This window comes from Acinetobacter sp. WCHAc060042 (assembly GCF_003231195.1).
In the GTDB taxonomy this organism is placed as follows: Bacteria; Pseudomonadota; Gammaproteobacteria; order Pseudomonadales; family Moraxellaceae; genus Acinetobacter.
The window spans coordinates 50,174-64,235 of record NZ_QKVN01000017.1; the positions used below are offsets into that span (position 1 = coordinate 50,174).

At 40.7% G+C, this 14,062-nt stretch carries 13 protein-coding genes; 11 read left to right on the plus strand and 2 right to left on the minus strand.

The annotated features are described in order from the left end of the window. Window positions 1-217 precede the first annotated feature (217 nt). From DPG01_RS09110 to DPG01_RS09135, 6 genes are all read left to right on the plus strand, one after another. Window positions 218-1,084, plus strand: coding sequence for a YagK/YfjJ domain-containing protein (locus tag DPG01_RS09110; RefSeq protein WP_110974863.1), 867 nt, complete (start codon window positions 218-220; stop codon window positions 1,082-1,084). A gap of 118 nt (window positions 1,085-1,202) precedes the next feature. Further along, entirely contained in the window at window positions 1,203-1,481 is a 279-nt protein-coding gene (locus DPG01_RS09115) for a hypothetical protein (protein WP_005400084.1), read from the plus strand. Window positions 1,482-1,503: 22 nt separating this feature from the next. Beyond that, window positions 1,504-2,559, plus strand: a complete 1,056-nt coding sequence (locus DPG01_RS09120; RefSeq protein ID WP_110974864.1) for a DUF932 domain-containing protein — start codon at window positions 1,504-1,506, stop codon at window positions 2,557-2,559. 142 nt (window positions 2,560-2,701) lie between these two features. Next, window positions 2,702-3,748, plus strand: a complete 1,047-nt coding sequence (locus tag DPG01_RS09125) for a YqaJ viral recombinase family protein (protein WP_110974865.1) — start codon at window positions 2,702-2,704, stop codon at window positions 3,746-3,748. A gap of 225 nt (window positions 3,749-3,973) precedes the next feature. After that, the gene (locus DPG01_RS09130) at window positions 3,974-4,852 is read left to right on the plus strand and encodes a hydrolase or metal-binding protein (RefSeq protein ID WP_110974866.1); all 879 of its coding nucleotides are present in this window, start codon (window positions 3,974-3,976) and stop codon (window positions 4,850-4,852) included. Window positions 4,853-4,931: 79 nt separating this feature from the next. Further along, window positions 4,932-5,162: a helix-turn-helix transcriptional regulator gene (locus DPG01_RS09135; protein ID WP_004694829.1), complete on the plus strand. Its 231-nt coding sequence runs from the start codon at window positions 4,932-4,934 to the stop codon at window positions 5,160-5,162. A 28-nt stretch (window positions 5,163-5,190) separates the two neighbouring features. On the opposite strand, the gene DPG01_RS09140 is transcribed toward DPG01_RS09135, so the two are convergent. Then, window positions 5,191-5,787 carry a putative adenosine monophosphate-protein transferase Fic gene (locus DPG01_RS09140; protein ID WP_110974867.1) on the minus strand — a complete coding sequence of 199 codons (597 nt, stop codon included), beginning with the start codon at window positions 5,785-5,787 and terminating at the stop codon, window positions 5,191-5,193. A gap of 12 nt (window positions 5,788-5,799) precedes the next feature. Further along, complete coding sequence (locus DPG01_RS09145; protein WP_004694826.1) at window positions 5,800-5,961, minus strand: YhfG family protein; 162 nt, start codon at window positions 5,959-5,961, stop codon at window positions 5,800-5,802. 204 nt (window positions 5,962-6,165) lie between these two features. Between DPG01_RS09145 and DPG01_RS09150 the strand changes: the two genes are divergently transcribed. From DPG01_RS09150 to DPG01_RS09170, 5 genes are read left to right on the plus strand one after another with little or no spacing between them, the layout of a single operon-like run. Next, window positions 6,166-7,734 carry a type I restriction-modification system subunit M gene (locus tag DPG01_RS09150; protein WP_110974882.1) on the plus strand — a complete coding sequence of 523 codons (1,569 nt, stop codon included), beginning with the start codon at window positions 6,166-6,168 and terminating at the stop codon, window positions 7,732-7,734. Further along, window positions 7,734-8,981, plus strand: coding sequence for a restriction endonuclease subunit S (locus DPG01_RS09155; RefSeq protein WP_110974868.1), 1,248 nt, complete (start codon window positions 7,734-7,736; stop codon window positions 8,979-8,981). The genes DPG01_RS09150 and DPG01_RS09155 overlap by 1 nt, the downstream gene beginning before the upstream one ends. A gap of 10 nt (window positions 8,982-8,991) precedes the next feature. Next, window positions 8,992-9,843, plus strand: coding sequence for an HNH endonuclease (locus tag DPG01_RS09160; protein ID WP_110974869.1), 852 nt, complete (start codon window positions 8,992-8,994; stop codon window positions 9,841-9,843). Between the two features lie 17 nt (window positions 9,844-9,860). Beyond that, complete coding sequence (locus DPG01_RS09165; protein WP_110974870.1) at window positions 9,861-10,772, plus strand: DUF5655 domain-containing protein; 912 nt, start codon at window positions 9,861-9,863, stop codon at window positions 10,770-10,772. A 28-nt stretch (window positions 10,773-10,800) separates the two neighbouring features. Next, complete coding sequence (locus DPG01_RS09170) at window positions 10,801-13,677, plus strand: type I restriction endonuclease subunit R (RefSeq protein WP_110974871.1); 2,877 nt, start codon at window positions 10,801-10,803, stop codon at window positions 13,675-13,677. Window positions 13,678-14,062: the final 385 nt, after the last annotated feature.

Below are 14,062 nucleotides of genomic sequence, written 5' to 3' on the forward strand. Positions count from 1 at the left end.
GCGTTTTTAATTTTATGAGATGTCGAGTGAGTGTGTTTTGAGTTTATTAGGCTAGGATATATATTTAATATTATTTATTAATTACTTAATCTTCTTCATGAACCTTCATCATCCCCAAATGATGAAGGTCTTTTATTGAGTTCAATATTTCAGTCTATGTGTAAAAAATACTGAGCAGTGATTCCTATGAGTTTACTCAACCATAGGAAATATACTCATGAACGAAGCACAAACCTTACTTGAAATTGAAAACTTTATGCTTAAGGCGACTAAAAGAACATACCGCTGGACTTACTTTAAAGCGGACTATGACGAACTAAAAAGATCAGCTGAAGCGGTCTACGATCCAAAATGTGAATACAGTCCTTTGGTTCAAGCCTACTTTGAATTATTGCCAGAGCATGCATCTTTCGAAAATCTAGAAGTCTTTAAAAACAGCAGAGCATTCAGTTGTTTTCAGAATGAGCTTATTGAAGAGCATGAATGCTTTCTTGATAAATTCAGCAGCAATAACCGTTGCAACCGCAAACACTTGAAAGAGTATTTTAATAATCTTGTACAAAACCATCGCAAGTTATTGCTGGTCAGGGTTGATCTTTCATATCGATTCAATGCTCAGCCAGATATAAAACAATTTAAACGTGATGTGAATAAATTGGTACGGCGTATTCAGGACAAGGACACTATCTTTAGAGATCAGGTGGGTTATGCCTATCGCTTAGAGCAGGGAGGGAAGAGTAAAGGGTATCACTGTCATCTGCTGGTGATCTATAACGGATCGTTGCGGATTAAAGATGATTATTTAGCACAAGCGATTGGCGAGCTTTGGTTGGAAAAAATTACAAAGGAAGATGGCCAATTCTTTAACTGTAATCAAGTCAGCCATAAAAAATATTACAAGGACCTAAATCAACTAGGTATAGGAATGATCGAAAGGCGGAATTTAAAAGAGGTCGAGAATGCTTGGCTCGCCATCAGCTACCTGGCTGATCCTGAAAAAGACAATCAATACTTGAGAGCATCTGTGAAGGTAAAGAGGCAATTTAGTAAAGGGCACTTAAAGCCTAGAGCGGCAGACCGTTGATCCCAAAAAATCATAGATATATATCATTAACATGAAGATTGAATGTTTATTTTTCCCTTTCATTCAAAATCTGAGGCTTGCCATACGGTAAGCCTTTTTCATTTTAGAGGTATATCTTATGAGTAAACATTGTCCTTACTGTTTTTCTGATCAAATTGTTCAAGTGATGAATCAACAGGTGAATGGCTCAGCTGGGACAGGGGTTGCAGCATCAGCCTCCTTTGCCACGATTGGCGCATCGATTTCTAAAACCCTACCTTTACCGCTATCTCCATTGCTTGGTGGAATTGCAGGTGCTGTGATCGGTGGGGTATTCAGTAGCTTATTCGATTCACCTAAACAGCACATTCCAATGTGTTATTACCACTGCCACCACTGTAACCAAAACTTCCAATAAGCTCACAGAGGAGAAATGAACAATGGCACATCAAATTGAACAGATCGCCTATGTGGGCGAAACTCCTTGGCATGGCCTCGGGAATCAACTCAGTCCTCATCAATCCATTGAAGTCTGGGCAGAGCAGGCAGGCATGGATTGGCGGATTGAATCTTCCGATGTGAGTTATATGGCACAGAATGAACGTGGTCAAAGCATCATTATGCCGTATGAGGAACAGCGGGTTCTGTATCGTTCCGACACGCATGCCCCTTTATCTGTGGTCAGTCAACGCTATCAGGAAGTGCAACCGAAACAGATCTTAGAGTTTTATCGTGATTTGACTGAACAATCAGGATTTGAGCTAGAAACCGCAGGCGTGCTGAAAGGTGGTAAGAAATTCTGGGCTTTAGCCAAAACGGGGCAAACATCGGCTTTAAAAGGTAAAGATGTCAGCAATGGCTATATCTTACTGGCAACCGCTTGCGACGGTACACTGGCAACCACGGCACAATTCACCTCTATTCGTGTGGTGTGTAATAACACCTTGGCCATTGCCTTAAAGGGTCAAAATTCTAGTGCAGGCGTGGTGAAAGTCCCGCACAGCACCAAGTTCGAGGCTGAGAAGATTAAGCAGCAATTGGGTATTTCAGTCCGTGCATGGGAAGATCACATGTATGAGATGAAACAACTTAGTCAACGTAAAGTCACACAGACTGAAGCAGCAGCTTATTTCGATGCAGTATTTAACAATACCAGTCTGAGTGTGCCTGAACAGGAGGATGGCATTATCCAGTTCTACCGTAATGTGGCGATGCAGGCTCAAAGCAATAACCCAGCAACCAAAGCCGACAATAAGACAGAACCAAATGGCCGTGCCATGTCGAAGGTGATGACCATGTTTAATGGACAGGGCCGTGGAGCAGAACTGAGTTCAGCCAAAGATACCGCCTATGGCTTGCTTTGCTCTATAACGGAATTTGCCGACCACGAACGCAGAGCCATGAGTCAGGATCATCGTTTGGATTCTGCATGGTTCGGTGCAGGTGCTGGACTTAAGCAAAGAGGATTAGAACAAGCCCTCGCGATGATTGCTTAAGTTTAATCAATGAGATGAGTTAATTTATTAGCCTAAGCATCCTTATTTTCATATTTCAAAGACCTTAACCCATTCATTCAAAGCTGTGTCTACGGACACAGCTTTTTTTATGCGCAAAATTTTACAGATAGAGGACATTACTATGAATTCAGCGGTGATTAACCCGAACAATGCAATACCGAGTATCCATACTCCTCGGCCCAAATTGTTTACAGCCAAACGCTTTGTCGATACCAAAAACCTGACACATGCAGAATGGTTAGAAGTTCGACGCAAAGGGATCGGCAGTAGTGATTGTGCCGCAGCCTGTGGTCTCAACCCGTATATGTCGATGCTGGAACTTTGGATGATCAAAACAGGTCGTATCCAGCACAACATGGATGAGCAAACTGAAGGGCATGCCCCTTTATATTGGGGAAAACGCTTAGAGCCGCTGGTCGCGGAATACTACAGTATGCATACCCAGTACAAAGTGCGTCGCGTCAATGCAGTACTCCAACATCCAGATCCAGACAAACATTTCATGCTGGCTAATTTGGATTATTCAGTGGTAGGCAATCCAGAAGTGCAAATTCTGGAATGTAAAACCGCAGGTGAACATGGTGCCAAACTTTGGCGAGATGGTATCCCGCTGTATGTGCTTTGTCAGGTACAGCATCAGCTGGCGGTGACTGGAAAAAAGGCAGCACATGTTTGTGTACTGATCTGTGGGCATGAAACACGTATCTTTAAAGTCACCCGTAGTGAATCGGTGATTCAACATATTGTAAATGCAGAACGTTACTTCTGGGACTGTGTTGAAAAGGATATTCCACCTGATGCCGATGCCAGTGAATCCGCAGCCAAAGCATTGCAACTACTATATCCAGCACATGTGCCACTTAGTGTTGAAGATTTAAGTCATGACCCACATGCCAATCAGTTGTTTGATCAGCTCATCAAAATGAAGGCCGATCTTCAAGATCAGCAAGAACACTTTGATCAACTGAAACATCAAATCCAAATGCTAATGAAAGACAACGAACGTGCGGTGTTTAGCAGGGGTTCGGTGGTCTGGAAAAAAGCAAAAGATACGATCAGTCTCAATACCAAAACATTGATCGAACATCAACCTGAGCTAATACAGCAATATCCACTGCACAAGCAGGGCAGTCGTCGATTCAATATCTTTACTGATGCTGAATCTTAACCTAAGCGTCTGCATAAAAAAATCGGCAAAGCAGCCCCTTCGCCCCTCCTTCAAAGAAGAAAGGGCATTGGACAGCTTTGCCAGATCGATTGACCGATGCACAACAGATTCTCCTGTAGTCATTGCTTGATGTGTCTTGCTTGACGCTATCAAAGAATGACGTAAGAGCAGGTGCTTCAATACATTCGGCTGATCAGTATAAAAATGAATAGAAGGAATATCCCCATGATTAAAGGTTTAGTGATTACACCGCCAGTACTCGGACGAATCAGTATCGGAAAAATTGTAGAAAAGAACGGCAAGCGCCTCCCTGAAAAGGATGACCAATTCACCATTACCAGCCAAATTCAGAATAAAGATGGATGGATTAAGCATCCACTGGATGAACAACTTCGAGTCAAAGCACCTAGCCAAAAACTCAGAACCATTCCGGTACGGATGATCTTTAATGATCCCGAACTGAACTTACGTGCTGAATACAGCTTATTTGATCGGCAGACGGGGCGACTTGTTTGTATGGGCAATGGTGAAACCTGTCAACGCTTAACCAATCAAGGCGTAGAGCAACATCCATGTCCATCCCCAGATTTATGTGCCTTGGCACAAGGGGGCTTATGCAAGCCCTATGGTCGTCTCTATGTAAATTTGGATGAGTCGGATGAGTTTGGCAGTTTTGTATTTAGGACCACAGGCTTTAACAGTATTCGGACTTTGTCAGCACGACTCCGTTATTACCACGCAGCATCGAACGGCTTGCTGTCATGTCTGCCGTTACAATTGACCCTTCGAGGCAAATCCACGACACAAAGCTATCGTACCCCTGTGTACTACGTGGACTTAACCCTACGTGAGGGGATTCACTTACAAGAGGCGATTCAAATGGCTAAGGAGATTGATCAGAAAAGTAAGTTGGCTGGATTTAATCAGCATGCTTTAGATCAGATAGCTTTACAGGGTTATGGACATTCGCAGTTTGAGGTGGATAGTGAGGATGGCATGAATGTCGTTGAGGAGTTTTATCAAGGAGAGGAAGGTCAGCCAACAGATGAGGATAAGTTTAATATCCAGCAGGGATTGCAAGGGTCGGTTACGGCGTTGAACTGAATTGAACTGGTTAAAACCTTACAGGAATCCCGTATCTCATGAGCGAGTTGCTCGTCACCATGAGATAGGAGTACATATCATGAATGCATTTGTTGGCCAAACTTTTCAAATAAATCAGCTGATCAATATACATCAAGTAGTAGAAATAGTAGGTGTAGCACGTTCGACAGTTTATGCAATGATGGATGAATATTCACCGTATTATGATCCAACTTTTCCAAAGAAAGTAAAGATCACCCAAAACCGTATCGGCTGGTCAGCTTTTGAGATCCATCAATGGATTGAAAGTAAGTTGGCGAGTCGTGAATAATTGGGGAGCTACTGCTCCCTTATTTTTTTCATTCAGGAATGACGATACATTCCTTGAAAATTTGAACTAATCCGTCTAAGTGTCCATAGAACCCTTCAACATTAGCTTGAATCCAACGTTCCTGAGATTCTATTTGAGACCAATCAACACCATAACCACAATAGGCGAGAAGATGTTCAAAGAAAATGCGCTGAGTGCGTCCATTACCTTCGCGGAAGGGATGAATGACATTAAGTTCACAATAAAAATCGGCAAGCTGCATAATAAGCTTTTGCCTTTCAATATGTTGAAAATAGTTTTGAGATTGAAGTTGTTTAAAAAGCTTATTAGCTTCAACTTCAATACGACTAAAAGTACAAAAGCGTGTATCACCTTTTGAAATATCAACTTGCCTAAGTTCACCAGCCCATTCATAAAGGTCTGAAAATAAGTAGTAGTGTATGTTTTTTAGGTATTGGAGATCGTAAGGTGGTTCAGTATATTCAATGTGTAAACTGGCATATTCAGATAGCTCTAATTCGGCCTGCTCCAAAATTTTTTCATCTTGGATATGTAATTTGTTTTTGAGAATACTAGAATTTGGATAACAGTAAAGACTGTCTCCCATTTCACCATATTTATCCATCAAATCACCAAATTATGATTCTGAAAGCTTTTTATACTTTTGTAGGATTTGGTCTTTGCTTAAAGTTGAAGTAGTTGTTGAAGGAGAAAGACCTTCAAGTTTCAGGCTAGCCCGATAATTCTGTAAGCGTGTTGCTTGAATATATTTTTTTTTCTGTTCAATTGTCTTAAGCACGTTGAGGCTCCTTAAGTCCAAAAATTTTAATCAGTATATCAGATTTGACTTATATCAAATGGCGGCAGTCAAAAAATAAAAATGTTGTTGTGGTTAAATTTAATTGCGACAGTTTATGTCTTTATCCAACCAATTTCTGCTGAAAAAACTTTAATTTTCGGTACACTAGTCATGTTTTATTCATTTCATCGGACTTCTATAACAATGACCCAGGTGCAACTGCAACAGCTACAAAAACAACTTTGGAATATTGCCAATACTTTGCGCGGCACCATGGGAGCAGATGAATTCCGTGATTACATCCTGGGTTTTATTTTCTTTAAGTATCTATCAGAAAAAGCGGTGAACTTTGCTAATGAGCTGTTAGAGGGTGAAGATGTTGCATTCCTTGAACTGGATGAAAACAATCCTGAGCATGCGCCTTATATCGAAGAAATCAAAAAGAATGCCATTGAAGAAGTGGGTTATGCCTTAAGCCCGAAACAGCTGTTTCATAGCTTAGCGCAGCGTGGTCGTGAGGGTGAGTTTATTCTGGATGACCTGACCAATACCTTAAAAGCCATTGAGCAAAGCACTTTGGGCACAGACTCTGCTGATGACTTTGCGAATCTGTTTGAAGATCTGGATCTAAACTCCACCAAGCTCGGCAACAATGCCAGCGACCGTAATGCACTGGTGGCCAAGGTTCTGAGTCATTTAGACGATATTGATTTTGATATTTCTAATACCGAAGCCGATGTACTGGGGGATGCCTACGAATACCTGATTGGTGAGTTTGCATCAGGCGCGGGCAAGAAAGCCGGTGAGTTCTATACCCCGCAAACCGTATCGACCTTACTGGCCAAGATTGTCACCCAAGGCAAGGAGCGTTTACGTTCAGTCTATGACCCGACCTGTGGTTCGGGTTCGTTGTTGTTACGGGTGAAACGTGAAGTCAAAGATGTGGATATGATTTACGGTCAGGAAATGAACCGTACCACCTACAACTTGGCGCGCATGAACATGATTCTGCATGATGTGCATTTTGCCAAGTTCGACATTAAGCAGGAAAACATCTTGACCCGTCCGCAGCATCTGGATAAAAAGTTTGATGCGGTGGTGGCCAATCCTCCGTTTTCAGCCAACTGGTCAGCCGATCCGTTATTTCTGCAAGATGAACGTTTTGCCGCCTATGGCAAACTGGCGCCAAGTTCCAAAGCCGATATGGCTTTTGTGCAGCACATGCTGTATCAACTGGATGACAATGGCACCATGGCGGTGGTGTTACCGCATGGTGTATTGTTCCGTGGTTCCAGTGAGGGCGTGATTCGTCAGTACCTGATTGAACAGTTGAATGTGGTGGATACGATTATTGGTTTGCCGGCCAATATTTTCTATGGCACCTCGATTCCGACCTGTATTCTGGTGTTGAAGAAAAACCGTGAGCATACGGGCAATATTCTGTTTATTGATGCCAGCAACGATTTTGAAAAACAGAAAAATCAAAACAAGCTGTTACCAGAGCATCTGGAAAATATCATTGCTGCCGTTGAAAACCGCCAAGACATCGAAAAATACGCACATGTAGCAACTTTACAGGAAGTGAAAGACAACGATTACAATCTGAATATTCCGCGTTATGTCGATACCTTTGAAGCCGAAGCCGAGATTGATCTAGATGCGATTGCCCAACAGCTGCAACAGCTTGAAAAAGACAGTCAAAAAACTGATGCGCTGATTGCAGATTTCTGTAAAGAGCTTGGGATCGCTTCACCGTTTGCGGAGGTGAAGTAATGGCGACGCCTAAGTTAAGATTTAAAGAGTTTGATGGGGATTGGTCGAATAAAAAAATTGGAAATATTGCATCAAAGGTTGGTAGTGGCAGTACACCAAGAGGTGGTGCAGAAGCATATACCGATCATGGCATTATATTTATTAGAAGCCAAAATATTAATAATGACCAACTTCTTTTAGATGATGTAGCTTATATCCCTGAAGAAACTCATTTAAAAATGTCAGGAAGCAAAGTCATAGCAAATGATATTTTGCTCAATATCACTGGCGCTTCTATTGGTCGTAGTTGTGTTGTTCCACACGATTTTACTGAAGGTAATGTAAATCAGCACGTCTGCATTATTCGTACACCAAATGATGATCCTATTTTTGTTCAATCTTTTTTAAGTTCTGAAAATGGGCAAAATGCAATTCAGTCTAAGCAAGCTGGTGGCGGTAGAGAAGGGCTAAATTTTCAAGCTATTCGCTCAATTGATTTTCATTTTCCTCCTTTAAAAGAAGAACAAACCAAAATCGCTTCTTTTCTTTCCGCTGTGGATGAAAAGATGAGCCAACTGACCCAAAAACACGAACTGCTCTGCCAATATAAACAGGGCATGATGCAAAAGCTGTTTAGTCAGCAGATTCGTTTTAAAGCAGATGACGGTAGTGAGTTTGGGGAGTGGGAGGAGGTTAGACTTGGAAATTTAGTTGATTTAACTTCTGGTTTTGCATTCAAAAGTGATTTTTTCTCGGAAGATGGAAATAAATTAATTACTCCAAAAAATTTTACGACAACAGGTAAGGCTAATTTTACCGATACAAATACAAAATGGACTACTGAAATATCTGATAAGAAGTATATTTGTAGACCAAATGATTTATTGGTTTTGCTAACTGATTTAACTCAGTCATGTGAGCTTTTAGGGAAGCCGATTTTATTAAGTCAAGACGATGGAAATGTACTTTTAAATCAGCGAATCGTTAAAATCATTCCTAATAGAAAACTAGAGAAACCATTTTTACTTTATTTGTTACTTACGGACGATTTCCACGAGTTAATTGTTTCTACAGCTTCAGGGACTACTGTTAAACATAGTTCAAATAAAGTTTTACAGAATTTTCATTTTTATTTGCCTTGCTTAGAAGAACAAACCAAAATCGCCAATTTCTTATCTGCCATTGATCAAAAAATTGAAGTCGTGGCACAGCAAATAGAACAAGCCAAACAGTGGAAAAAAGGCTTGTTGCAGCAGATGTTTGTCTAGGGGGAAAGTTATGGCAAATTGGCTAGTAACCGTGAATTATGCTGAGTTTGATTTAGAAGCAGCTTATGATGCTTTGCCGCAGATTTATTGGAAGAATTCAGCCACTAGTGAAGGTAAAGGGTTACAAATCAATGATATTGTTCATGTATATGTGACCCAACCCATCTCAAAGGTGATGTATCAATTCAAAGTTCTGGGGCATGCGGAAAACTCAGAATACCCAATAGCGCAGAAAGTATTTTGGTCGGATAAAAAGAAAATTGAAAGTTATCTAAGTGGATACTCTATTTTTGAAAAGTTAAACAAAGTGGATAAATCCACTTTGTCTTTTGAATATTTCAGACAGGAAAACTTAATTCCTGATGCTCCTATTCAAGGCCGTCGCACAGATCGAGATAAAGCTTCAAATGATCCAATCCGCATTTTTTTAACTCACATTTTTAATGAGTTTAAAACTGATAGTGTGAATACCGACTATCCCGATGAAGCAGGTTTAGAAAATGAAACCTTTCCAGAAGGAGCTAAGCAAACGGTTTTAGTGAATAAATATGAGCGTAACCCTGAAGCAAGGGCTAAATGTATAGAAATTTATGGAACACGCTGTTATGTCTGTGGCTTAAGCTTTGAACATATGTATGGCTCATTTGCTAAAGATTTCATCCACATACATCATCTTAAGCCTTTGCACACGATTGGCGAAGAGTATGAAGTAGATCCTAAAGAGGATCTTCGACCTGTATGCCCGAACTGTCATGCCATGCTCCATAAAACCGAAAATGGTATTCCAATGACAATTAAGAGATTAAAACTCTTATATAGCGTTTCTTTGAGTAATCCGCTTAGACAAACATTTGAAGAATAAATAATTCGAGATTTTTAATGCAGCTTTATCAAACCCAAGCACAGTCATTAGTAGAACTTACAGAAGATCCATTTCGTTTGGAAAGAGAAATTCAAACCCTGTTTGAAAACAATCTTTACAGTTTTACAGGTCTGGAATTCATCAAGTCCGAGTTCACGATCAAGAATAATCGTATAGATACACTGGCTTTCGATCCCGAAAGTCAGGCGTTTGTAATTATCGAATACAAGCGTGAACGCAATTATAGCGTGATCGACCAAGGCGTTTCTTATCTGAATCTGATGCTCGACTATAAGGCAGATTTTATCGTTGAGTACAATGAGAGCCAGAGCAAACAGCTTAAACGTCAGGATGTGGACTGGTCACAAAGCCGAATCATCTTTGTTTCACCCAGCTTTACCGATTTTCAAAAGCAATCCACCAACTTTAAAGATTTGGGCATTGAGCTGTGGGAAATCAAACGCTATCAAGGTGGAATTGTTTCAGTCAACCCATTGCAGAAAGCCAAATCAGCGCCTTCAATCAAGCAAGTGCAAAAGGTTGAATCTGAAGATATTCAAAAGATTGCCAAAGAAATCCAGCAATATGATGAAGCCTATCACTTGGCGGATAAGTCCGATGACATCAAAGAGCTATATGAGCAATTCAGGGACTCAATTCTGGGCTTAACCACCGATTTAGAGGTTCATCCCAAGAAAATGTACATCGCCTTCCGTAAGGGTAAGCGTAACTATGTCTATATGAGTATTGGGACAAAGCAAATTCGTATATGGCTGAATATGCCTTTTAATCAACTGGATGACCCGAAAAAGCTCGCGAAAGATGTGACCAATATTGGACATTGGGGAAATGGTGATTGTGAGGTGATCGTGTCAGATACAGAAAATTTAGAATATATCTTGAGTTTAATTAAACAAACATTGAAGTGAATAATTTAAGATTTTAGAGGGAAAGGAAATGACAGTACAAAGCGAATATCAACTTGAAAATGAATTGATTAGCCAGCTCAAGCAATTGGGTTATGCTTCAGTGACGCTCAAGGACGAAAGCCAACTACTGTCTAACCTGAAAACCCAGATTGAACGTGCCAATGGACTAGCGCCACTATCTGATACAGAGTGGAAGCAGGTCATCAGTTTTTTAAATACGGGCACAGTGTTTGAACGCGCCAAGAATCTGCGTGATCTATTTCCAGTCAAATTTGATGATGGGACCAGCAAACACATCTTTTTTCTCTCGGATGACCCAAGCAAGAACATCTATCAGGTGACCAATCAAATCACCATCGATCACCGCGACTATAATGGCAGAACCAGCCGTTTTGATGTGACTTTACTGGTCAATGGTTTGCCTTTGGTACAGATCGAGCTGAAAAAACGCGGCATGGAAATCGCCGAAGCTTTTAACCAAACGCAACGCTATATTCGTGAAGCCTATTGGGCAGGGCAAGGGCTGTTTGGCTTTATCCAGTTGTTTGTGATTAGTAATGGTGCCAATACTCGTTATTACTCCAACGGCTCCACAGGCATCGAGTTTGCCTTTCCATGGGCCGATGTCAGCAACAAACACATCAATGAAATTGTCGACTTTGCCGAAGCTTTTTTCAATCAGCAGCATCTGACCCAAATGCTGACTCAGTACATGGTGCTGCTAGAAACCACCAAAAGCCTGATGGTGCTGCGTCCCTATCAGATTTATGCGGTGCAGAAAATTGTGGAGCATGTGCAAAACTCCGATCAGAACGGCTATATCTGGCATACCACAGGTTCAGGCAAAACCCTGACTTCATTTAAAGCCAGTCAGATCATCATGCAAATGCCTGATGTGGAAAAAGTTCTGTTTGTGGTCGATCGTAACGACCTCGATACGCAAACCTCACGCGAATTTAATGCTTTTAAAGCCGACAGCGTCGACAGCACCGATAACACATCGACCTTGGTAAAACAGTTCGATCAACGTCATGACAAACTGATTGTGACCACCATCCAAAAGCTCAATCGGGCCATCAGCACCGACCGTTATTTAGAATCGATTGATTATCTTAAAAATAAAAAAGTGGTCTTTATTTTTGATGAATGTCATCGCAGTCAATTTGGTGAGACCCATCAGAACATCAAAAAATTCTTCAGCAATGCACAAATGTTTGGTTTTACCGGTACGCCTATTTTTGAAAAGAACAGCCAAAGCAAAGCAGGTTTAAAACTGACGACCGATTACCTGTTTAATGAGTGTTTGCATAAATACGTGATTGTCGATGCCATCCGTGACCGTAACGTCTTGCAGTTCCAAATTGATTATCGAGGCAAATACACCACCAAAGGCATGGCGACCAATGAAAGTTATGATGAAGATGTAGAAGGCATCGATACCAAAGAACTGTATGACAATACGCAACGCCTTGAAATGATTGCCCGCTACATTGTCAATATTCACGATACCAAAACCCGTAATCGTGAATTTACCGCGATGTTCTGTGTTAGTTCGGTCGAAACACTGACCCAATATTACGACCTCTTTGAAAAGGTGCAGGCTGAAAAGCAAATTGAAGATGAAGCACAAGGTCGGATATTTAAACCGTTGACCATTGCCACCATCTTTTCCTACGCTGCAAATGAGGCTGTACCGACTGATGACTTAACTGGCTTGATTCACGAAGAAGCCGCAGATATTCCAAGTCAGGTCAACTCATCCAGTCGGGATAAGCTAGATCGATACATTGCCAATTACAACCGACAGTTCAAAACTAACTACAATTCAGGTGATCAATTTTATGCGTACTACCGCGACATTGCACAGCGCGTAAAAAACAGACAGATTGATATTCTAATTGTGGTCAATATGTTCCTCACGGGCTTTGACTCCAAGCCGCTAAATACGTTGTATGTTGATAAGAACCTAAAATATCATGGCTTGATTCAAGCATTCTCACGTACCAACCGTGTCTATAACGATAAAAAACCATTTGGCAATATCATCTGTTTCCGCAATCTGAAACGCGCTACAGATGAGGCGCTGGCACTATTTTCCAATAAAGAAACGACCAAGATCGTCCTTGTTCCCAGCTATGCAGAAATTGAACAGGATTACCAAGCAGCGGTGAGCAAACTGTTTGCCTTAACGCCCAATTACCAATCAGTCGATGATCTTGTTACTGAAGAACAGCAACTGGAATTTATTAAAGCTTTCCGTGAAGTGATGCGCTATAACGCGCAATTACAAACTTTTATTGAGTACGATCAAGACCAAACACAACTGGATAAGCAGCACTTTGCGAATTTCGCCTCTAAGTATGCTGACCTATGCCGTGCTGTTAGAAAGACGACCAAGAAAGAAAAAGTATCGGTATTGGATGATGTCGATTTTCAACTGGATCTACTGCACAGTGACCGTATCAATGTTGGCTATATTATCAATCTACTACAGCTCGTAATCGATACAGACTCAGAGGACAAGCGTAAGAAGTACCAAGCGCAAATTTACGATTTAATCAGTAGTGATATTAGCTTGCACGATAAGCAAGACCTGATTCAAAAATTCATTGAAGAAAACATACCTAAGATGATCAATGGACAGAGCGTTCAAACGGCTTTTGCTGCATTTTGGGATGCTGAAAAAGAACAGGCCTATCAGCATCTTTGTAAAGAAGAAAACCTGAAACCAGAAGCGATGAAGCAGGTTCTGGAGCATTATGAGTTCACCAAACGCCTACCACGTAAAGAAGAGTTGAAGGACTTACCAAACTATAAGGTTAAGCTGTTTGAGCGGGAGAACGTGTTTAGCAATTTGCTGGTCAAGACACGCCAGTTGATTGAGAAGTTTTATGTGGGGTTTTAATTGAGGTAATTATTGGGTCAAAGCAATTATAAAAATTCAGATTTATTAATGAGTAAGGTTGCAGTTCATCTGTCACCATCTCCATCAGCAAAGATGAGGATTTGTATTATTTAATGAAATAAAATGAACTTTAAACAGCATTTAAAATTTTTAATAAATAAGGGTAAAAGATCGATAACGATGACACAACCTGTCCACTAACCCACATAAATTTGCTTTATGGGATTTTTAATTCATTCCTGTTAATAACGTACTGTAAAAATTTAAGTCAAGGGCAGTTCATATGAAAATTAATTCTGGGCCATATTCAGATCAAAAAAAAGCTAATGCATTGGTTAGAGTATTTAGAGAATTAATTACTAATAAAATAAAAACCAATCAGTTG

Excerpts from the sequence above, each read along its gene's own strand:
- DPG01_RS09160 (WP_110974869.1), top strand. The coding sequence starts at position 8,992 with ATGGCAAATTGGCTAGTAACCGTGAATTATGCTGAGTTTGATTTAGAA.
- DPG01_RS09125 (WP_110974865.1), top strand. The coding sequence starts at position 2,702 with ATGAATTCAGCGGTGATTAACCCGAACAATGCAATACCGAGTATCCAT.
- DPG01_RS09110 (WP_110974863.1), top strand. The coding sequence starts at position 218 with ATGAACGAAGCACAAACCTTACTTGAAATTGAAAACTTTATGCTTAAG.
- DPG01_RS09150 (WP_110974882.1), top strand. The coding sequence starts at position 6,166 with ATGACCCAGGTGCAACTGCAACAGCTACAAAAACAACTTTGGAATATT.
- DPG01_RS09170 (WP_110974871.1), top strand. The coding sequence starts at position 10,801 with ATGACAGTACAAAGCGAATATCAACTTGAAAATGAATTGATTAGCCAG.
- DPG01_RS09120 (WP_110974864.1), top strand. The coding sequence starts at position 1,504 with ATGGCACATCAAATTGAACAGATCGCCTATGTGGGCGAAACTCCTTGG.
- DPG01_RS09135 (WP_004694829.1), top strand. The coding sequence starts at position 4,932 with ATGAATGCATTTGTTGGCCAAACTTTTCAAATAAATCAGCTGATCAAT.
- DPG01_RS09130 (WP_110974866.1), top strand. The coding sequence starts at position 3,974 with ATGATTAAAGGTTTAGTGATTACACCGCCAGTACTCGGACGAATCAGT.
- DPG01_RS09155 (WP_110974868.1), top strand. The coding sequence starts at position 7,734 with ATGGCGACGCCTAAGTTAAGATTTAAAGAGTTTGATGGGGATTGGTCG.
- DPG01_RS09115 (WP_005400084.1), top strand. The coding sequence starts at position 1,203 with ATGAGTAAACATTGTCCTTACTGTTTTTCTGATCAAATTGTTCAAGTG.
- DPG01_RS09165 (WP_110974870.1), top strand. The coding sequence starts at position 9,861 with ATGCAGCTTTATCAAACCCAAGCACAGTCATTAGTAGAACTTACAGAA.
- DPG01_RS09140 (WP_110974867.1), bottom strand. The coding sequence starts at position 5,787 with ATGGATAAATATGGTGAAATGGGAGACAGTCTTTACTGTTATCCAAAT.